Below are 18,850 nucleotides of genomic sequence, written 5' to 3' on the forward strand. Positions count from 1 at the left end.
TGACATGAACAAACCAAAAAAACTCCTATTGTTTGGGTTTATTGCTTTTAGTTTTCTGATTATTTTCGGAAAGCATTTAGGGTTTTTTAGTGTTGTCGCACTGCTGGTATTAAGTCTAGGTATTTATAAAATCCGTAAAGGTGAAGATGTACGCCAAGGCTATATTTTGGTTGCAATTGGTAGCGGGTTAATTTTGTTAAAAAATTTCATGCTTGTGGCAGCTATTATTATGATTTCGCTTGGGTTTTATTTTGCAAAGGTGAGAAAGGTACAAGCCGATCGTAATTATACGCAAAAGCAAAGCATTACGACAAATATCCAATGGGATCGTGATCCATGGGTATTACGCAACACTAGCATGTGGCACATTGTTGGAGAGCTCGACATTGACTTGTCACTTGCAATTGAAGAGGAACATTCCCATATTGTAATTTTCCAAGGAATTGTTGGTGATGTTGATCTCACGATTCCTATGGATTATGGTGTAGATATAGAGGTATTTGTGTTATTTGGTAAGCTGAACTTTAGAGATGAAAAAACGACAGGCATGATGAATAGATTATATTGGAAGTCACCGCAATATGAGCAAAATGAGTATAAAGTGAAAATTGTAATTTCTTATTTAGTTGGCGATGTTGATATTAAATTTATATAGAAATGTTTATTTAAAATAAGTTTACTAAAGGAGGCTCCTGCATGGAGGTTAAACGTTCAAAGGATATGTTATCACGTAGCATGCGGGAGGGTATTTTAGTTTCGTTTGTTGTTGTCCTTGCTGTTGTTTATATTTTATATACATATGATTTTTTAATTCCTCCTACATCATGGAGAACAGGGATTAGAGCAGGAATCACCTTGCTGTGTCTCATTGTAATTATTGGTGGTGGTGGTGGTTTTCTACAATCCTATCGTGCGAAGCGCAAGGTGGATTTGCTGAGGGCTTCTCTTGTACAATGGGAAAAAGGAAATCAGACGGGAACCGTGCCTAAGCTTGGTGAAGATGAGATTGGAAGATTAGCCGAGCAGATGGAGCGGATAGGTAAACGCTGGGAGGAGCAGGTTGGTTCCTTACAACGATTGTCTACACATAATGCTCAGCTAGCCGAGCAAGCTAGAATTTCAGCTATTGTAGAGGAACGACAACGTTTAGCACGAGAGTTGCATGATGCGGTGTCTCAGCAATTGTTCGCCATTTCGATGACAGCAACTGCGGTGGGCAGAACTATGGATAAAGATTTTGAAAAGGCAAGAAGACAAGTGGAATTAATCGAGGAAATGGCTTCAGTTGCTCAGTCGGAAATGAGAGCTTTGTTGCTTCACTTACGTCCGGTGTATTTAGAGGGCAAGGAATTATCGCAAGGCCTACTGGATTTAGTACAGGAGCTAAAAACAAAAGTTCCGATGGATCTGGTGCTTGAAATGGATGAAAACCTTACTTTAGGAAAAGGGATTGAAAATCACTTATTTCGTATTATTCAAGAGGCGATGTCTAATACATTACGTCATGCTAAAGCAGATAAAATGGAAATTAAAATTCATCGGCGTGGCGAGGTCATAAAAGTGACGTTGAGAGATAACGGCATTGGCTTTGAGCTAGATGATAAAAAGCAGACCTCTTATGGTTTATCAACGATGCAAGAACGTGTGCATGAGGTTGGGGGTTCAATTCAGTTCATAACTGCAACCGGCAAAGGAACACGTATTGAGATATCGATACCTTTAATGAGTGATGAGATGGGGGGATTGGAGCATGGAGAACGATAATGAAGATATCAAAGTGCTACTCGTAGACGATCATGAAATGGTGAGAATTGGCCTTGCGGCTGTACTTGGTACAGAGGATGGAATTGAGGTTGTAGGTGAGGCGAGTAACGGCGAAGAGGGCATTCGACTTGTTCAGGAGTATAAGCCAGATGTTGTATTAATGGATTTGGTTATGGATGGGATGGATGGCATTGAAACAACGCGTGAGCTACTTAAGCTGAATCCTAATTGTAAAGTTATTGTGTTAACAAGTTATTTGGACGATGAAAAAATGTACCCTGTAATTGAGGCAGGCGCATTTAGTTATTTGCTAAAAACATCTCGGGCTTCTGAGATTGCGGAGGCCATTCGTGCGGCGGCAAGAGGTCAATCGGTGCTTGAATCACAGGTTGCGTCTAAAATGATGAATCGTTTGCGTCAGCCTAAGCCAGAGACTCCTGCTTATGAAGAATTAACAGAGCGCGAAATGGATGTGCTTCGCTTATTAGCGCAAGGTAAATCGAATCAAGACATCGCGGATGATCTGATCATTGGCGTGAAAACTGTTAAATTCCATGTGACTAACATTTTAGCTAAGCTAGGTGTAGATGATCGTACACAGGCGGCTATCTACGCTTATAAAAATGGATTAGCGGAGTAATACAGTAAAGAGCATGAATAACAGGATAATATGATTAAATGAATCAAATGAATAATAAAATATGTAATGTATAATATACTTCTTCTCTGGCTAACCTACTTAATAGATTACTAGATTTATTAAATAGGTTTATAGTTTGAATCCGATTGATGATGAATTGGGTTTAATAGAGAAGGAGTTTTTTATTATGAAAAAAATGTATGCTATTATATTGAGTGTTTTTTTATGCTTATTTTTATTTAATCAGTTGGATCAACAACAAAATCATGTCTATGCGCAGAAAAGTCATACGTTACAATATGCACAGGAGCAATGGGAACAGCTATGGAAGGTGGGTTCTCAACTTACAGAAGGTCCTGCACATATCACAGTAAAATGGCAAGGTGCATGGGCAGTTCCATTATCCTCTCAGGAAGCTGCAGCTAGTCTAGCAGATAGTCTAGGATTAACAACACCAACCGCAGCTCATTTTCAAGGACATCAACAATATGCTTCTGTTCAAGTTACAAAGGAGGTAAAAAGCACCTTCACATTAACGGAGCAGGCAGATGGAAAATATTATGTCATGGTTAGAGTTGAAGCATTTAATAAAGAAGGACTCGCCAAGCTAGAACAGCTACAAGGAAGCTACGGTGCTATATTAAATAAAGCCGGTATTGACATTCTGTGGAATGGGGCAATACAAGGCGAATTGACCTCCTCTGTAAAGCCGAGAAACCTAGATCAAGGGGGAAATCAGAAAAATGAGCTAGGTGCAGGTAGGGAAAGTAGAGAAAGTAGAGATGGTAGAGATGGTGCAGAGTCTACGAAGTTAATCCTGGCTAAGCTAGAATCCTTGATGAAAATGCAGTGGAAGGAAGTAGCGGGAGTAGATCAATATCAGGATGGGAATACGGTAAGCTCATCGTATCATGTTGGGGAATTACCTTTATCTGTATTAAGTGGTGAACAACGTATCAATATACAGCTTGCACTTCATCAAAGCTCAGACTCGGATAAACAAGAAGTATCCATCGGTTCACCGCTATTAACGATTGAATATTAGATGAATTAAAGATGAAGTTAGTCTAAAAATTAGATGAATCTTGAATAAACTTATTCGTAAATGTAATTAATTTATAGCATCCTTGTTTTGAATATGCTAAAATTACATCAATCCTTGTGTTAGCTGAGAAGCTTTATCACTGTTGGGAGATTGTATAATTATTCACAATATTCAATAGAAAGAATGAGGAGCCATGGCTGATAATCAAAATCTAGAATCACTGCATACACCAGGGGCAGTATTTTTCATTTTCGGAGCAACCGGAGATTTGGCACGCCGTAAGCTCTTTCCTGCGATATTTTCACTGTATCGTGAAGGAAAGTTAGCGGAAGATTTTGCTGTTATTGGCGTGGCGAGACGGCCGCGTTCGCAAGAGGAATTCCGAGATGATGTACATCGCTCTATTGAGGAATTTTGCCGTTATAAAGTGAAGGATGATTCGGAGTGGAACACCTTTGCAGAGCATTTTTCTTACAAGTCATTAGATATCAACAATTTAGAAGGATATCGTGAATTGCAGCAGCTAACTGAACAGGTGGAAGAACGATTTGGTATCCCTGGCAATCGTTTGTTCTATCTTGCGCTTGCGCCTGAGCTGTTCGGAAGTGTGTCCTTCAATCTTGAAAAGGGTGGTATGCTGAGCAGTAGTGGTTGGCATCGCCTTGTAATTGAAAAACCATTTGGTTATGACCTTACATCTGCACATAAACTGAATGAAGAGTTAAACCAAGTATTTAAAGAAGAAGAAATTTATCGTATCGATCATTATCTTGGAAAAGAAATGGTACAAAATATTGAAGTGATTCGCTTCGCTAATGCTTTCTTTGAACCACTTTGGAACAACAACCATATCTCTAATGTGCAAATAACATTAAGTGAAACGGTTGGAGTCGAAGAACGTGGCGGTTACTACGATCATTCTGGTGCGTTGCGTGATATGGGGCAAAATCATATCCTGCAAATGCTGACCATGATCGCGATGGAGCCACCAAGTCGCTTGATTCCAGAGGATATTCGTGATGAGAAGGTGAAGGTGCTTCGTTCTTTACGTCCATATGCTTCGCATGAAGAGGTAAAGGCGAGTGTAGTTCGTGGGCAATATTCCGAAGGTAAGCAAGGGGAAAAGGTGTTACCAGGGTATCGTCAAGAGGATAAAGTGAACCCAGAATCAAATACAGAAACATATTTTGCAGCGAAGGTGCTTGTAGATAATTTCCGTTGGGCTGGTGTTCCTTTCTATATTCGCACAGGTAAACGTCTCCCTGTTAAAACAACAGAGGTTGTGGTTGAATTCAAACCGATGCCAACCAATGTATACTTACGTCAAAAGCATGATCTTGCACCTAACCTGCTTGTTATTCGTGTTAATCCAATGGAAGGGATTTATATTAAGATTAATGCGAAAAAGCCAGGTTCTGATTCACAAATTGAACCACTAGCAATGGAATTTTGTCAAAGCTGTCAAATCGGTATTAATTCCCCTGAAGCTTATGAGCGTCTCATTTATGATGCTGCACAAGGTGATTCCACGTATTTCACACGTTGGGATGAGGTTGCAGCTGCATGGGCATTCGTAGACAAAATTGCTGCGGCATGGGCAGAAGCGCCAAATGACATTAACATGTATGAGGCAGGCTCATGGGGACCTGATGCGGCTCACGAATTGCTTGCTAAGGACGGCTTCCACTGGTGGCCAGTAAATGGTCAAGATGAGGATAACGTGATTTGGATTAAAAACTCTCGGTAATCAAATTATATAAAGTTGATTTTTTTATATGTCGTCTTTCAAGTATAATGATGCTTGAAAGACGACTTTTTGTGATACAATAGAAGAACGTGATTTTTGTTAAATGAGAGGAACGTGAGGATGAGTAACGCATTGAATCAAGTATTACAGCAGGAAGTAGATAAACGGAGAACGTTTGCGATTATTTCCCACCCGGATGCCGGGAAAACAACATTAACGGAAAAGCTACTGCTGTTTGGTGGTGCGATCCGTCTTGCTGGTTCTGTTAAAGCGCGTAAAGCAAGTAAGCATGCAACAAGTGACTGGATGGAAATTGAAAAGCAACGGGGGATTTCTGTAACTTCCTCTGTGATGCAGTTTGATTATAATGGACATCGTATTAATATTTTGGATACCCCTGGTCACCAAGATTTTAGTGAAGATACGTATCGTACCCTAACGGCTGCGGATAGTGCAGTCATGTTGATTGACGTTGCCAAAGGGGTCGAAGCACAGACGATTAAGCTATTCCAAGTATGTGCGAAGCGTGGCATTCCTATTTTCACATTTATTAATAAGCTGGATCGTGAAGGACGTAGTCCTTTTGACTTGATGGAGGAACTGGAGCAGGTGCTTGGAATTCGCTCTATTCCGATGAACTGGCCGATTGGTTCAGGCCGTGAATTGTGTGGGGTATATGACCGTATGAAAAATCAGGTGGAGTTGTTCCAAGGTGACAACCATGATGAAATTCAGGTTACGAAGGTGAACGGCTACGAAGATCCAATGATTCGTGAGATGGCAGGCGATTTCCTACATGATCAGTTGTGTCAGGATCTAGAACTGTTAGATGTAGCGGGTGATCCATTTGATTTGGAAAAAATTAAAAATGGGGAATTGACGCCTGTATTTTTTGGGAGTGCAGTGAATAACTTTGGTGTTCAGACCTTCTTGGAAAACTTCCTCGAGCTTGCACCTAAGCCAGAACCACGTAAGAGCACAACAGGAATCGTTGAGCCTACGCAAGAGAAGTTTTCGGGATATGTCTTTAAAATTCAAGCGAATATGAACCCTGCTCACCGTGACCGAATTGCGTTTTTGCGTATCGTTTCAGGTAAATTTGAGCGAGGAATGAGCGTGAAGCATGTTCGGGTGGGCAAGGATATTAAGTTATCCCAACCACAGCAATTTCTTGCTCAGGATCGCGATATCGTAAGTGAAGCTTATCCAGGAGATATTATTGGATTGTTTGATCCAGGTATTTTCCGAATTGGAGATTCACTAAGCCAAGGTGGAGAAATTGTATTTGATGAATTACCGACATTTTCACCTGAAATTTTTGCGAAAGTTACGGTTAAAAATGCCCTAAAGCATAAGCAATATCAAAAAGGAATCGATCAGCTTACTGAAGAGGGCACGATTCAGGTGTTCACAACAGTTGGTTTTGAGGATACGTTACTTGGTGTAGTTGGTCAATTGCAATTTGAGGTATTTGAGTACCGGATGAAGGGTGAATATGGAGTAGATGTACAGCTACAACGTATGCCATTCCAATTTGCAAGATGGATTGTTGCGGATAAAGTTGATCCATCTAAGTTCAGAATCAATTCTACGCTTGTGAAGGATAAAAAAGGGAACTATGTTGCCTTGTTTGAAAACGAATATGCAATGCGAACAGCAATGGAAAAAAATCCAGATGCGAAGTTTTTAGAAATGGCTCCATAAGTTAAACCAATAGCAAGCTTGTGTTTAGAGTGTTCCTCTAGCCTCAAGCTTGCTATTGTTATAGTGGGCAAATATCACTATTTCAATGGTTGTTCTTTAGTGCTTATCGATTTCCTCTAATTGATGATGTAGTTTGCGGACAACGGCTTCCTTTTTTGGTTCAGCCAAGTCCTCCCACATCAGCTCAAATACTACGCCTAGTCCGGGCAAAGCTGCCTCTTGAGCGTGTATCGAGCCATCAATCATTTCACGTAAGCCATCTTCACTTTTACCATGCATTTTATGAATGACCGCTTGGCGTAGATCCATCGTAATTGGCATGTTCAAGCTCCTCCCTTGAAATCTTAATTTGACCCGTATTTAATGTTCCCCGCTTCCAGTCTGAAAATTCAAGTTCAATAACGATTGTGGTATACTATAACGAACATAGCAATGAACTAGGGGTAGGTGAAACAATGGCACATGCAGCCAAAAAGCAGTTTGCAGTGATTGGGCTTGGACGTTTTGGTTCAAGCATTGCTAACGCATTAAGCAATATGGGATTTGATGTACTTGCGATTGATTCAGATGAACATCGAGTTCAAGAGTTATCTAACGTCGTGACACATGCCGTTTCTGCAGATTCTACGGAGGAAGAGGCATTGCGCGCACTAGGCATACGTAATTTTGATGTCGTTGTTGTTGCCATCGGAGAAGATATACAGGCAAGTATTTTAACGACTTTAATTTTAAAGGATATGGGTGGGCCACTCATCGTTGTGAAGGCGCAAAATGAACTACACGGGAAGGTTTTGAAGAAAATTGGTGCGGACAAGGTTGTATATCCTGAGCGGGATATGGGGCTACGTGTTGCTCACCACTTAATATCCCCTAATATTCTTGATTATATTGAGATTTCTGATGAATATAGCATTGTAGAGCATACTGTAACTAAAGCGATGGTGGGCAAAAACCTGAAGGAGCTTGAAATTAGAGCGAAGTTTGGCTGTAACGTCATGGCGATTAAACGTGGGAGCAAAATGAATATTTCGCCAGATGCTACTGAGCGTTTGACGGAAGAAGATATTCTTGTCATTGTTGGTGAGCGTAATGACTTGACGAAGCTGGAATTGTATTATGCGCCTCAGCCTGTGCGAAATTAATGAGAACTAGTGGGCTAAATTAGAATATAGAAAAGTTAAGGATGAATTGATGAGCATGGAAATATTATCACCTCAAAATGCCAGAGTGAAGGAATGGGCTTCTTTACTGGAAAAAAAGCATCGTGATCAAAAGCAAAAATATATTGTAGAAGGCATTCATTTAGTGCAGGAAGCGATCAAAAATACAAGCACTGTCATTGAGTGTGTCTGCTATGATATCGATGCAGGGATTCCTTCGGAATTAACCTCATTTTCTGCTTCAAGATTAGATGTACAGTGGATTGCTGTATCTAATGCCGTGGTAGCTAAGTGTACCGAGGTGAAGTCACCTCAGCCTGTATTTGCTGTTATACATAAGGTGAATAGCCTTGATCATGAGCAGACCTTACAGCGGTTGTGTTCAAAAGAAAACAGCTTAGTGCTTGTGTTGGATGGTGTGCAGGATCCAGGTAATGTTGGGACACTAATCCGTAGTGCTGACGCGGTAGGGGCGGATGGTGTTATTTTAGGAAATGGATGTGCTGATTTGTACAATCCCAAAGTAATCCGCTCAACAATGGGATCACTATTCCATTTACCTGTGCTACAGGGGGATTTAGCTGAGATTTTACCACAAGCTAAAGCACATGGAATTACATTAGCAGGGACAAGCTTACAAGCGGCAGTGAATTGCTATACGTATGATTTTACCTCTTCCGTATGGCTTCTCATGGGCAGTGAAGCGAAAGGGTTAAGTGCAGAAGTGCTTGAACTTATGGATGCTGGGTTAATCATTCCGATGCATGGACAGTCGGAGTCACTGAATGTGGCGATGGCAGGATCGGTGTTGTTGTATGAGGTGTTGAGGCAGAGGGAGTATAGTGGGGAATAATAAATTGATTTCATTTGTACCCGAAAGGTGATAAATTTGGAGCTCTTTTTCAAAATAATATTTAGTACAACCCTTATTTATTTAATAAACTTTACGGTAAAGACCTTTACATCTAGCAAGTTTGATAAACTCTTTATACCTAAACATCAAAAAGTTCTACAGAACTTTATAGTGTTTATTTTCCTTTTTATTGTGTTTATTGTTTATGGTATATTTTTGGCTGCATTGTATGGTGAGTTAAGCACTTTAAAATATACTGAACGTATTACTGACATAATAATATGGTTCTATCTTCTAGAGATATTTCTAGTACTTATACTTTGTTTAATTAAATACATGGCTTATAAGGGGAAAAAGAGGAGGAGAATAGTATTTAATGTGAAATTTCTATTTCCTTTACTATTCTCTACAATATTATTAGATATTATTGTTCACTCAATAACGCTATGGGGGATAATTAATGTTAGTACTACTAAACAAGATTTTATAGCTAATATGATTAGCAATATTATTACTTTTTTTGGTATTGCTTATATACTAATAAAATGTCTTCAATATTTATTAGATTTGAATAAAAGAAAATGGGTTTACGTCCTTTCTCCAATGCCTATTGATATTAATCAGAAATATTTAGAAGTGCTATATTCCTTAACACCAACTTTACTTGTTCTTGCTGAAAAAAATGATGATCCTAAAGATCCCAAAAGTGTCTACCTTTATGACATTACTAAAAATACATACACATACTTTCAAAAGGTTGTACAACTAAAAAAGTGAATAATGGTTTTTAAATCCAATGAGCTGGCCGAGAAAGGGATGCAGGTAATTGCGTATATTTATCTCCTTTTGCCCCGTTAATTTGCATCTGAGTTAGGAAAAGACTTTGTGTTAAGTTTGCACCTCGTAAATTGGCATCTCTTAGGTCAGCACCAATCAAGTTGGTTCCGCACAAGTCTGCACCTTCTAAATTGGCAGCGATGAGGAGACATCCACGGAGGTCTGCACAGCGAAGTTCTTTTTTTGTTAAATTAGCTCCGATAAAATCTCTTTTTTGCTTGGTGTTAAGTATTTTGTTTTCGTTAAAATTTGAGGTTTTAGATAATGCTTGGCGAGTATGGGCTTGAATCGCTTGCGTAGCTTGGTTAATGACCGTGCTAACCTTATTATGATGAACAAATAAGTCAAAATTTTGTAGCTCATTAGGAGATGCTAGTGTGACTTTTTCCGTCTCATTAAGTAGATATTGCACGTCGTCAGCAAGTGCAGTTGGAATTTCGTAGGAAAGTGCCTCATATAAATACCAACACATTTCATGTAATTGCTTCATAATTAAAAAGACGTTAAACATAAGTTCTGAAGATGAGTGATCTGCACCCTGGGCTCTCCAGCCTGGTCCACCACCATAAGTTACTTTGGATATTTGTTGTCCTGCACCAAAGCATTCATAGGCAATACAACCCTTTAGTCCTTGCTCCGAGAGGTTTTCATGAATGCTACATGTATAATCTTGGGCTAAGTTAGGGCAAGGTACGCCTGCGTACTTGTCGGTTGGAAAGCCATCGTGCTTAGAAAAATAAAGCGCGACACAACAAAGCCCAAAGCAATTTTGGCAGTCGGGTTTGAGGTGGTTAATGGTTGAGGTGGTTGAGTGGTGTTTCATCCGTATACATCTCCTAAGTAATATCCTTATCCATTATATCCTTATTCTTTAAACGCTTATATATCTATGTGGTTTATTCCCACTTCTCATCTAGCTTATCTGAATAGAAAAGAATCGCTTGTTTGTACTCTAAAATGGAATCATCATTGCTGGACGCTGCCAATTGCTGCAACAATATTTCCATCGCCTTACTGTGCTCCTGTAAATTATACAAGGTCATGGCATAAAATACTTTCAAATTATTTTTATCTGGAAACTTTAGCATAGCGGTTTCGAAGATTTCTTTTGCCTCTGCATATCGCCCTAGAGAACGATAGGTACTCCCTAGACCCAAATAAGCACCTTCTAGACTGCTTGGGCATAAACCAAGTGAGATAGCTTGGACATAGTGAGGGATTGCAAGTCGTTCTTCACCGAGATTGTCGTAACACCATGCCATCTGATAATGATTTTCTCCGTGATTGGGTTCCGTAGTAAGTAATTGGAGCATGGCATCCTTCGCTTCGGTGTACTTTTTTTCCTTTCGGAGTTGCAGTACTGTATCTAATGTCATAACTACCAATCCCTTTCATCGTTCATCTAAATTAATTCAAAAGAAAGCCTAGAAAGCTACTCTCTATAAGAGATGTCTTTTCTAGGCTTCTATTATTTAACTTATTCAAGGTTAGCATGCTTGCCATACATTTGACTAGAGCTTAAACCTTTTTGAGTCATGTAACGTAAAATTAATGCGTCGTAAAATAACAACATTGTCTGCTCAAATAGGGAGCCCATCGGCTGGATACTTTGGGATATACTCTCATGGTGCTCTTTAGGTGAACCTGGAAGCTGGACAACGATATCTGCTATTTTAGCGATTGTAGATTCAGGTGAAATGGTAACGGCTGCTACGATGCCTCCTAAGCTTTTTGCCTTTTCAGCAATAGGAATAAGCGTTTTTGTCTCACCAGAACCTGTGCCAATAATGAGCAGATCGCCCTTTTCCAAATTTGCTGTTACTGTCTCACCTACAACATAAGCATCTAACCCCATGTGCATCATCCGCATTACAAAGGCTTTACCCATAAGTCCAGATCGCCCTGCTCCTGCAACAAAAATCTTGCCCGATTGCATCATTTGATTCAGCAAGGCTTCAGACGATTCATCGGGAATAGAATTCACGGTCTTGTTTAATTCTTCGATAACCTGACTGAAATAGAGTGATGTGTGTGACATAGCCACTTACCCTTGTTTAATAAGCTCTTGCATTTTAGCTGCTACAGCTTGCTTGTCATCATGGCTAGTAATTCCGCCACCTACAATAATAAGGTCTGGATTTTGTTTGATTACTTCTGGAAGAGTTTCAAGTTTAATTCCACCAGCAACCGCAGTTTTAGAATTTTTCACTACACTTTTAATCGTTGCAAGGTCTTCGAAAGAGTTTTTACCTACAGCTTGTAGATCATAACCAGTATGCACACAAATGTAGTCTACACCAAACTCGTCTAATTGTGCCGCACGACCTTTAAGGTCTTTGACTGCAATCATATCAGCTAGCACTTGCTTGCCTAGTTTTTTTGCTTCTGCTACAGCACCTTTGATGGACTCGTCTTCTGCTGCTGCTAAAATTGTAATGATATCTGCACCAGCGGCAGATGCTTGGCCAACTTCATAACCTGCTGCGTCCATAATTTTCAGGTCAGCTAATACAGTCAAATGTGGGAATGCTTCTTTTACAGCCTTAACAGCATGCAATCCTTCATTAATGACAACGGGTGTACCAATTTCAACGATATCAACATGGTTTTGTACCTCTTTTACAACTTCGATTGCCCCTTGGATATCAACAAGATCTAGTGCTAATTGTAACTTCATTACATACACGCTCCTTAGTTTAAAGTGGTTTAAGTGAATATCAACTCAACAGCATCTGTCCGAGTTAGGTTTATTTCTACCCTTATGTTTGCGGTTGATTATGGTTTACTATTCGGTTCATGCTCAATATACTAAATATATAAAATTTATAGAAGTACGCACTTTAATCGCATATAGTGTCTAAAAGTATACTGTGAACTAAGAAATGTATTGAAAATAAACAAGGAGGTTTCATATATGCCACATTTTGATGAAAAGAGCTTTAATTGTGAAAAGGAATTAACGTTAGCAATTATAGGCGGGAAGTGGAAGATGCTCATTTTATGGCATTTAGGAAAACAAGGGATGAAGCGTTTTGGGGAGTTAAAGGCACTAATACCAGGGATTACGCAAAGAATGCTTGTGAGTCAGCTTCGAGAGCTAGAGGCACATCTCATTGTACACCGTGAGGTTTATCCTGTTGTTCCGCCTAAGGTGGAGTATTCGCTAACGGAGCACGGTGAAAGCTTAATGCCGATTTTGGATGCAATGTATGAGTGGGGGAAGGACTATATTGAAAATGTGCTGGACAAAGTGGACGTAGAGATTATGATGGAACAGAAGTAATAGGGGGCAAAATATTGTCTTAATTCATGTAAAAATCAAGTGAAATTGATTCACATGTATGATATTTTTATGTTAAGATAAGGATAGAAATAAGGACGGTCCGCCGACCGCCCTCAGCACAACACTTGGGTGGGATACCTCCAAACTTGGTGTTTGAAAATAACCTGTTCCCTTGGCGCTAACCTGGGCAGGTTATTTTCGTTTATTCAGGTAAGTGAGCAATGCTAGAATAAACATTCCAATCATCATCACATCCGAAAACGAAAATGTCATATGCATCACCTCCAATCCGGAGGTAATACTTCCCACCCAAGTTCAGTTGTACATGCTAAATTATATCATAATTGGTTATATGTAGGGTTATAAACTTAGAATTTCGAATAGTCCCACTAAGTTGCACAAAGTTAGATATTATTCACTTCCACTAATCTCTACCTCTCATCTATATTTCCAGCTAAACTTTCATCCATTTTCCTGTTTTTATTGAACGAATTAGCAAAGAAACAAAAGTAACAATCTTTTAAGTGAGTGTATGATATGATTTATAGGTTATTTGTTATTAGAGGTTACATAATGAGATTATGGAAGGTATTTTATAGTTTATGCTGAAAGATCAGAGGAGAGAGGTGTCTTGTGGGGTCTATTTTTAAGAGTGAAGTGGCTGAAGCAGAATATTATATTTGTTATGAGAAAAGTTTAGATATGATTGAAGTGGAAGGAACATCGAGTTATATACATACAAGCTTTGGTGATACGCACGTACTTTGTTTTGGTGATGAGAGTAAGCCACCATTGATTCTCCTTCATGGGATGACAATGAGTAGTACGATGTGGTTTCCCAATATAAAGCAGCTAGCACAAGAACGATGTGTTTATGCGATTGATATTATGGGGGATTTCGGTAAAAGTAAACCTAATGTTGCCATAAAAAGTCGGAAGGATGCTAACCGATGGCTTCTTGAGGTTTTGGACTTTATGGAGTTGAATGAGATAGATTTAGCAGGGCATTCTATGGGTGGATTTTTGGCATTGAATTTTTCAATTGCTTATCCAGAGCGAATATCCAAGCTATTGCTTTATGCCCCAGCAGGAACGTTTCATAAAATAAGTATGAAATTTTTTGCGAAAATTTATCCAGCTTTGTTATTTCACACGGAGAAGTGGATTGATAATGCTTTTTTGTGGTTTTCTGGGAAGGGGGAGCCATTACATCCTGTATTTCGGGCGCAAGTAATAGCGGGTTATCGCTATGCCAAACCACTTTTGCAGCTCATGCCTTCTGTATTTGCTAAAGAAGAGTTTCATGATTTTAACATTCCTACCTTGCTCCTGATCGGAGATAAGGAAGTAATTTATCCTGCAGAAAAAACAATAGCAAATGCAAAACAAGTCATCCCTAATATCGAGACTCATTTAATTGCTGGGGCAAGTCATTCCTTAACTATGGAGCATGCCGATATTGTGAACGAGTTAACACTTTTATTTTTGCAAAAAAGATAATTGATTACTGCTAGGTAAATTGTAGTTTAATGAGAAGTATATATGGCTTGAAGTAAGCTCATGATACCAAAAAGTGTAACAAACACTCCGGCAATAATTACAACAATTCCACCAAATTTAAGAAATAATAAATATGACTCACTAGGCTCAACCTCATCTTTAAATTTCCATCGTACATTACGCTGCAATCCAAATTCGGGATTTTTTATTCTTAAGATACCTAGTCCAATAAAGATAAGTCCAAAAATTATAGTTATGATAGGGAAGAACAAGAGCAACAACTCCTTTGGGTTGGTTTAGGGTAATGCATGCACTACTATTGTAAGAAAGTTGGAAGCCAAAATAAAGTGATTACACCACCAATAAATGAAAGTATTCCGATAATAACAAGAACGATTCCCTTGATTTTTATAATTGTGGAGTATGCTTCACTTGGCTCCGTGGTGTTGTTATTTTTCCAGCTTTCGGTAAATTCATGAATAATTTCAGGCTTTTTAATATGTACAAGCCCAAGTAAAATAAATATTAATCCGAAAAACATCAACAAAATGGGTAGAAGCAAAACAACAACTCCCTCATTTCAGTATAGTCACGTATATTACTATATCACCATTGCTCAATCCAAATCGGCTCCATCTTGGAGTAACCCATGGCTTGCAGCAACTCCCAAGCGTTATCGATCGTATTTTGCTTTCCTTTGAGCCAAAGTTCTTGTTGCTCGTTTTGTAAATAATGAATGATCTCCGCAATATGTTTTGGTTTGCCTAGATGGATGGTCGTATTTAGGTTGTTTTTGTGTGCAGAGATATCATAAAATGCCCAGAAGGTATGCCGTTCTTCATTTGGTGGATCAGCTTCGAAAATGAGCGTGATTTTTGTTGTTTTGTCTTCCTTGGGTGAAATGTTTAAGGTAAGGCGAGAACCACCCACATGCCAATATACGTAAGGTTGATCTTCAACGGTTAGCTTTCTAAGCTTAGTTTTCATCACACAAAAATCCTCCTTTTCGGTAAAAAGTACCTATAAGGTAAATGATACCATACTAGAACTTAGATTCCGCGTGACTTTTTCTATAGAGCAATTTTCCGATGAAAAAGAAACCGATTCCTAGCAAAAAAGTAATAATCGGGACGAGATGGATACCTTCATCTTGGTAATGAAAAGCGAGCAATATTGAAAGGGACATTAGTATTAAACCAACAATATAAGCAAGTTTGTACATAATATCCTCCTAATTTACTTATTAATTATGTATATACCCAAATTATCCCTCATAGACGCAATTTGTCCATTAAGTCGCTTTTATTAAAGTTTCAACTGGTAAGCTGCTCTGTCCTAGAGTGGAGCCAATTGGTGTGATGAGCGATTGCTATAATCAACATAAGAAATATGTCATGATCAATTTATAGAATAAATATTATATCAGGTTAAATAAAAACCACATAAGAGGAGGGAGCTTATGGGACGGTCATTTGCCAATTTGCATATTAAGTCTAATAATCTTGAGAAGACGATTACAGCATTAAAAAAGCTCACTGAAGGAAATGCCAAAGTATTAGGTAATCGGGAAAATGATTCTACAGAGACTAGCATTACTATGTATATTAGTAAAAGTAATCCGAATGAGAGCTGGATTAGCGTGCTCCACGATTATTTTGTGTGGGGAACTGTGAAGAAAATAGGTAAAACATTATCCCAACTAGTGGAAGAACCTGTTATGACAGTCGGATATATGAATGAGGAAATATTTGAGTTGTCATTTTTTGAGACTGGGGAAATTCAAGCCGAAAAAATCTTTTGTGAACCATGGACAAGAGAAGAATATGAACAACTTAAAGAAGAGCGTCTTAATGATGACTATTTTCCGAAAGTATTGGATGTAAATAATGAGGATTTTGGACAACTCCTTGGGATTAATGACCCTGCCCAAGCCGTGGATAAGCTGTCCCAATTGTTGAACATGTCTTTATGGTGTGATGCGGAATGGATAGAGTTTGAAGATGATCTTAAAGAACGATTTAAAAAATATGAATTTTGATGTAAAAGTTTATGGGGGAATTCATAAATATGTTTGATATATAAAAGAGGAAAATAATCTTAGAGGGTGCTCCTTGGAATGATCTGATTGCTTGTTAGTGTGAGAGGGGGAGTTGTGTATGAAACTATTTTTCACTCTAGATATACATGGAACTTGTGTGGGTCAATTGAGAGATGAGCTACTTTCCCTAGAAGATTTAGCGGAAACATGGGAGTTTCCTTATGATCTCTTTTTTGTTTTGCGTGTTTTTCCAGAGATTTATAGTCGAAAAACATCCAGAAGTCTTGATAGCAAAGCTAATACCCTCCAATTGGATATTAGCTTAAGTTATGAGCAGTACCAAGTATTATCTAAGCATGAGCAACGTGAGGCACTAGGTATCTACCTTTATAACTATCTCTCAGAGTCAGTTGCTAAGTATAATAAGCACGCAGATAAGGAATCCCAAAATCAACTATTGGGTCAAATAAATCAATGGATGCTTGAAAATAATTGGCTAAATGGAACAATCAGTCAAGCACGTAAACTTTTTTCCCAAGGCGCAGAGCTTTATGAAGTCAGTAAAAAATTGAAAATGCCATTAGCTGAAATTGAGTATATCTATCTCCGTATGAATGAATATGAGCCAACAGATGTCCATCCTGACAATGTTTTAATCGGGAAAGCGCCACCGTTTGATCTGTAGAAGGCAGAGGGACAGAAGGATATGGAGTTACGAGACACCTAAGGTTTTATAGATAGTTAACAAGGGAGGAGAAGTAAACATTATGTATGAGCGATTAGAAGAAAAGCTTAAAACAACAACTGCTTTAAAATGGTTTAATGGACATGGTGCACAAGAGAATTGGATCGTGGAAGTTGAAGACGAACTAGGCTTCCGTTTGCCTTCATCTTATCGCTGGTGGATAACTCATTATGGTAACGCCCTGTTGGATGGTGGGGAAATTCTGACCATTGTTGCTCCAGAACACAGAGAATACCATGATGCAGATGTTCTTTACAGGCATAGACTTAACCTAGCTGAGGAATGGTGGGTGAGCCAGTTTCCTAACAGAATGGATTTGTTTGTGCCAGATAGTGATGAGCTTTATTTCTTTGATACTTCTACTAAAGATGAGCAGGGAGAATTTTCGATCATGCGTTATGATCTAATGAATAATTTGATTGAGGAGTATGCTTCAAGCTTTGCGGTGTTTTTAGAAAGATTGATTGATGAGCGGTCTAGGTAAAGGATGATCTATGTTATCATCCTTTTTTTGTTTTGAGAAGGATAACAATACCCGTAAGTTTGAGACGAGAACTATTTGAGTGCCATATATACATATGATTTAACTTCGATAAAATACAGCAGAAGAGAGAGTGTACATCATATTTAATTAATTACTGAATTACCTTCTATTTATCTATTTATTCCTCATAGACGCAATGTGAAAAGCAAGTTGTTCTTCTCCAGTTAAGGTTTCAACCATTAAGCCTGCACCTAATCTGAATCCATTGGTGAAGGTTGCGGTTAATTCCATGCTGTGCGTTTGGGCGTATAAATCAAGAAGTTGTTCAAGCTGTTGCCATTCAGCTTCTGAATGGTTGGACCTCCACGTTTGCAGATATTCAGAGATTTGGTGACTGATCTCACGATATTTGGGGTTATTGGACATGCCGGCTTCGTCAGGAGATAAAGTGCCGTTGTATAGTTGTTCGATTAAGGGTTTCATGTGGAGAACCTCTTTTCTTGGGGAATGGGCAATTGGGTAAAGATTTAGTAGTTAACAGTTAAATGATTTAGGTTTAATTAACTGATACAGTATGCCCCCAATTTTAATTTATGCGAAAACTGCATAAAAGTCAATATACGAAATTCGTATAAATTATGATAGCGTTGGGTGATAAAACATGTATAGAAGAATAAGAGACTTAAGAGAAGATAGGGACTTAACTCAGCAAGATTTAGCTAAGAAATTGAACATTACACAAGCAACTTATTCTCGTTATGAAACAGGTGCATTGGATATTCCAACGGTGATTTTGATTAAATTATCTAAGTTTTATAATGTTAGTATTGATTACTTGTTGGGGCAGAGTGATAGTTTTGAGAGAAGTTGATATGTGCTTTTACAAGAAAAGTTACAGCATCAACGAAATAATAAGTAGGTTAGGCTTAGAAATTATTTAATTACCCAATGTAAGAAATTGATGGGTAAAAATGAATTTTTTATATACACTATCGTTAAAAATTATATAAAATAGGAATATGGTAGCAAATAGTGTTTAGGTAGGCTTTT

General features: G+C 38.5%; 25 protein-coding genes. 15 read left to right on the forward strand and 10 right to left on the reverse strand.

What is annotated here, in order from left to right; translation table 11 throughout:
* Window positions 1-4: 4 nt before the first annotated feature.
* The 6 genes from liaF to ABE099_RS20000 all read left to right on the forward strand — a co-directional run bounded on the left by liaF (window position 5) and on the right by ABE099_RS20000 (window position 6,900).
* Complete coding sequence (gene liaF / locus ABE099_RS19975) at window positions 5-655, forward strand: cell wall-active antibiotics response protein LiaF (protein ID WP_430033250.1); 651 nt, start codon at window positions 5-7, stop codon at window positions 653-655.
* Between the two features lie 41 nt (window positions 656-696).
* The gene (locus tag ABE099_RS19980) at window positions 697-1,764 is read left to right on the forward strand and encodes a sensor histidine kinase (protein WP_430033252.1); all 1,068 of its coding nucleotides are present in this window, start codon (window positions 697-699) and stop codon (window positions 1,762-1,764) included.
* Entirely contained in the window at window positions 1,751-2,404 is a 654-nt protein-coding gene (locus ABE099_RS19985; RefSeq protein WP_430033255.1) for a response regulator, read from the forward strand. Before ABE099_RS19980 ends, ABE099_RS19985 begins: the two co-directional genes overlap by 14 nt.
* Before the next feature lie 187 nt (window positions 2,405-2,591).
* Window positions 2,592-3,449 (forward strand): YwmB family TATA-box binding protein, encoded by an 858-nt coding sequence (locus tag ABE099_RS19990; RefSeq protein ID WP_430033257.1) that lies wholly within the window; start codon window positions 2,592-2,594, stop codon window positions 3,447-3,449.
* Window positions 3,450-3,642: 193 nt separating this feature from the next.
* Window positions 3,643-5,196 carry a glucose-6-phosphate dehydrogenase gene (zwf, locus tag ABE099_RS19995; protein ID WP_430033259.1) on the forward strand — a complete coding sequence of 518 codons (1,554 nt, stop codon included), beginning with the start codon at window positions 3,643-3,645 and terminating at the stop codon, window positions 5,194-5,196.
* 120 nt (window positions 5,197-5,316) lie between these two features.
* Window positions 5,317-6,900 (forward strand): peptide chain release factor 3, encoded by a 1,584-nt coding sequence (locus tag ABE099_RS20000; RefSeq protein ID WP_430033261.1) that lies wholly within the window; start codon window positions 5,317-5,319, stop codon window positions 6,898-6,900.
* A gap of 96 nt (window positions 6,901-6,996) precedes the next feature.
* On the opposite strand, the gene sspI is transcribed toward ABE099_RS20000, so the two are convergent.
* A complete protein-coding gene (gene sspI, locus ABE099_RS20005; RefSeq protein WP_210089164.1) occupies window positions 6,997-7,221 on the reverse strand; it encodes a small acid-soluble spore protein SspI in 225 nt (74 codons plus the stop codon).
* Between the two features lie 134 nt (window positions 7,222-7,355).
* Here sspI and ABE099_RS20010 point away from each other — a divergent pair, with 134 nt between their 5' ends.
* The 3 genes from ABE099_RS20010 (at window position 7,356) to ABE099_RS20020 (ending at window position 9,690) form a co-directional block, all read left to right on the forward strand.
* Complete coding sequence (locus tag ABE099_RS20010) at window positions 7,356-8,042, forward strand: potassium channel family protein (RefSeq protein WP_430033264.1); 687 nt, start codon at window positions 7,356-7,358, stop codon at window positions 8,040-8,042.
* Between the two features lie 55 nt (window positions 8,043-8,097).
* Window positions 8,098-8,913, forward strand: coding sequence for a TrmH family RNA methyltransferase (locus ABE099_RS20015; protein WP_430033266.1), 816 nt, complete (start codon window positions 8,098-8,100; stop codon window positions 8,911-8,913).
* A gap of 336 nt (window positions 8,914-9,249) precedes the next feature.
* Entirely contained in the window at window positions 9,250-9,690 is a 441-nt protein-coding gene (locus ABE099_RS20020) for a hypothetical protein (RefSeq protein WP_430033268.1), read from the forward strand.
* A gap of 10 nt (window positions 9,691-9,700) precedes the next feature.
* Here ABE099_RS20020 and ABE099_RS20025 read toward each other — a convergent pair whose 3' ends face one another.
* The 4 genes from ABE099_RS20025 to hxlA form a co-directional block, all read right to left on the reverse strand.
* The gene (locus ABE099_RS20025; protein WP_430033270.1) at window positions 9,701-10,573 is read right to left on the reverse strand and encodes a pentapeptide repeat-containing protein; all 873 of its coding nucleotides are present in this window, start codon (window positions 10,571-10,573) and stop codon (window positions 9,701-9,703) included.
* Window positions 10,574-10,646: 73 nt separating this feature from the next.
* Entirely contained in the window at window positions 10,647-11,126 is a 480-nt protein-coding gene (locus tag ABE099_RS20030) for a tetratricopeptide repeat protein (RefSeq protein ID WP_430033272.1), read from the reverse strand.
* 101 nt (window positions 11,127-11,227) lie between these two features.
* Window positions 11,228-11,788: a 6-phospho-3-hexuloisomerase gene (gene hxlB, locus ABE099_RS20035; RefSeq protein WP_430033274.1), complete on the reverse strand. Its 561-nt coding sequence runs from the start codon at window positions 11,786-11,788 to the stop codon at window positions 11,228-11,230.
* A 6-nt stretch (window positions 11,789-11,794) separates the two neighbouring features.
* Complete coding sequence (gene hxlA / locus ABE099_RS20040; protein ID WP_430033276.1) at window positions 11,795-12,427, reverse strand: 3-hexulose-6-phosphate synthase; 633 nt, start codon at window positions 12,425-12,427, stop codon at window positions 11,795-11,797.
* A 237-nt stretch (window positions 12,428-12,664) separates the two neighbouring features.
* Between hxlA and ABE099_RS20045 the strand changes: the two genes are divergently transcribed.
* Both ABE099_RS20045 and ABE099_RS20050 read left to right on the forward strand, forming a co-directional pair.
* Window positions 12,665-13,033, forward strand: a complete 369-nt coding sequence (locus ABE099_RS20045; RefSeq protein ID WP_430033278.1) for a winged helix-turn-helix transcriptional regulator — start codon at window positions 12,665-12,667, stop codon at window positions 13,031-13,033.
* A 657-nt stretch (window positions 13,034-13,690) separates the two neighbouring features.
* Window positions 13,691-14,533 carry an alpha/beta fold hydrolase gene (locus ABE099_RS20050; protein WP_430033280.1) on the forward strand — a complete coding sequence of 281 codons (843 nt, stop codon included), beginning with the start codon at window positions 13,691-13,693 and terminating at the stop codon, window positions 14,531-14,533.
* A 26-nt stretch (window positions 14,534-14,559) separates the two neighbouring features.
* On the opposite strand, the gene ABE099_RS20055 is transcribed toward ABE099_RS20050, so the two are convergent.
* The 4 genes from ABE099_RS20055 to ABE099_RS20070 all read right to left on the reverse strand — a co-directional run bounded on the left by ABE099_RS20055 (window position 14,560) and on the right by ABE099_RS20070 (window position 15,755).
* Window positions 14,560-14,805 carry a DUF6199 family natural product biosynthesis protein gene (locus ABE099_RS20055; RefSeq protein ID WP_430033283.1) on the reverse strand — a complete coding sequence of 82 codons (246 nt, stop codon included), beginning with the start codon at window positions 14,803-14,805 and terminating at the stop codon, window positions 14,560-14,562.
* A 44-nt stretch (window positions 14,806-14,849) separates the two neighbouring features.
* Complete coding sequence (locus ABE099_RS20060; RefSeq protein WP_430033284.1) at window positions 14,850-15,074, reverse strand: DUF6199 family natural product biosynthesis protein; 225 nt, start codon at window positions 15,072-15,074, stop codon at window positions 14,850-14,852.
* A gap of 65 nt (window positions 15,075-15,139) precedes the next feature.
* Complete coding sequence (locus ABE099_RS20065) at window positions 15,140-15,520, reverse strand: hypothetical protein (RefSeq protein ID WP_430033286.1); 381 nt, start codon at window positions 15,518-15,520, stop codon at window positions 15,140-15,142.
* A 55-nt stretch (window positions 15,521-15,575) separates the two neighbouring features.
* Window positions 15,576-15,755 (reverse strand): hypothetical protein, encoded by a 180-nt coding sequence (locus ABE099_RS20070; protein WP_430033289.1) that lies wholly within the window; start codon window positions 15,753-15,755, stop codon window positions 15,576-15,578.
* Window positions 15,756-15,992: 237 nt separating this feature from the next.
* Here ABE099_RS20070 and ABE099_RS20075 point away from each other — a divergent pair, with 237 nt between their 5' ends.
* From ABE099_RS20075 to ABE099_RS20085, 3 genes are all read left to right on the forward strand, one after another.
* Entirely contained in the window at window positions 15,993-16,571 is a 579-nt protein-coding gene (locus tag ABE099_RS20075) for a hypothetical protein (RefSeq protein WP_430033291.1), read from the forward strand.
* Window positions 16,572-16,689: 118 nt separating this feature from the next.
* Window positions 16,690-17,256 carry a hypothetical protein gene (locus tag ABE099_RS20080; RefSeq protein WP_430033294.1) on the forward strand — a complete coding sequence of 189 codons (567 nt, stop codon included), beginning with the start codon at window positions 16,690-16,692 and terminating at the stop codon, window positions 17,254-17,256.
* An 82-nt stretch (window positions 17,257-17,338) separates the two neighbouring features.
* The gene (locus ABE099_RS20085) at window positions 17,339-17,800 is read left to right on the forward strand and encodes an SMI1/KNR4 family protein (RefSeq protein WP_430033296.1); all 462 of its coding nucleotides are present in this window, start codon (window positions 17,339-17,341) and stop codon (window positions 17,798-17,800) included.
* Window positions 17,801-17,974: 174 nt separating this feature from the next.
* Here ABE099_RS20085 and ABE099_RS20090 read toward each other — a convergent pair whose 3' ends face one another.
* On the reverse strand, window positions 17,975-18,283 hold the full coding sequence (locus tag ABE099_RS20090) for a DUF6809 family protein (protein WP_430033298.1): 309 nt from the start codon (window positions 18,281-18,283) through the stop codon (window positions 17,975-17,977).
* A gap of 178 nt (window positions 18,284-18,461) precedes the next feature.
* Here ABE099_RS20090 and ABE099_RS20095 point away from each other — a divergent pair, with 178 nt between their 5' ends.
* Window positions 18,462-18,671, forward strand: a complete 210-nt coding sequence (locus tag ABE099_RS20095; RefSeq protein WP_430033301.1) for a helix-turn-helix domain-containing protein — start codon at window positions 18,462-18,464, stop codon at window positions 18,669-18,671.
* Window positions 18,672-18,850: the final 179 nt, after the last annotated feature.

It is taken from the genome of Paenibacillus turicensis (assembly GCF_050461185.1).
In the GTDB taxonomy this organism is placed as follows: Bacteria; Bacillota; Bacilli; order Paenibacillales; family Paenibacillaceae; genus Fontibacillus; species Fontibacillus turicensis_A.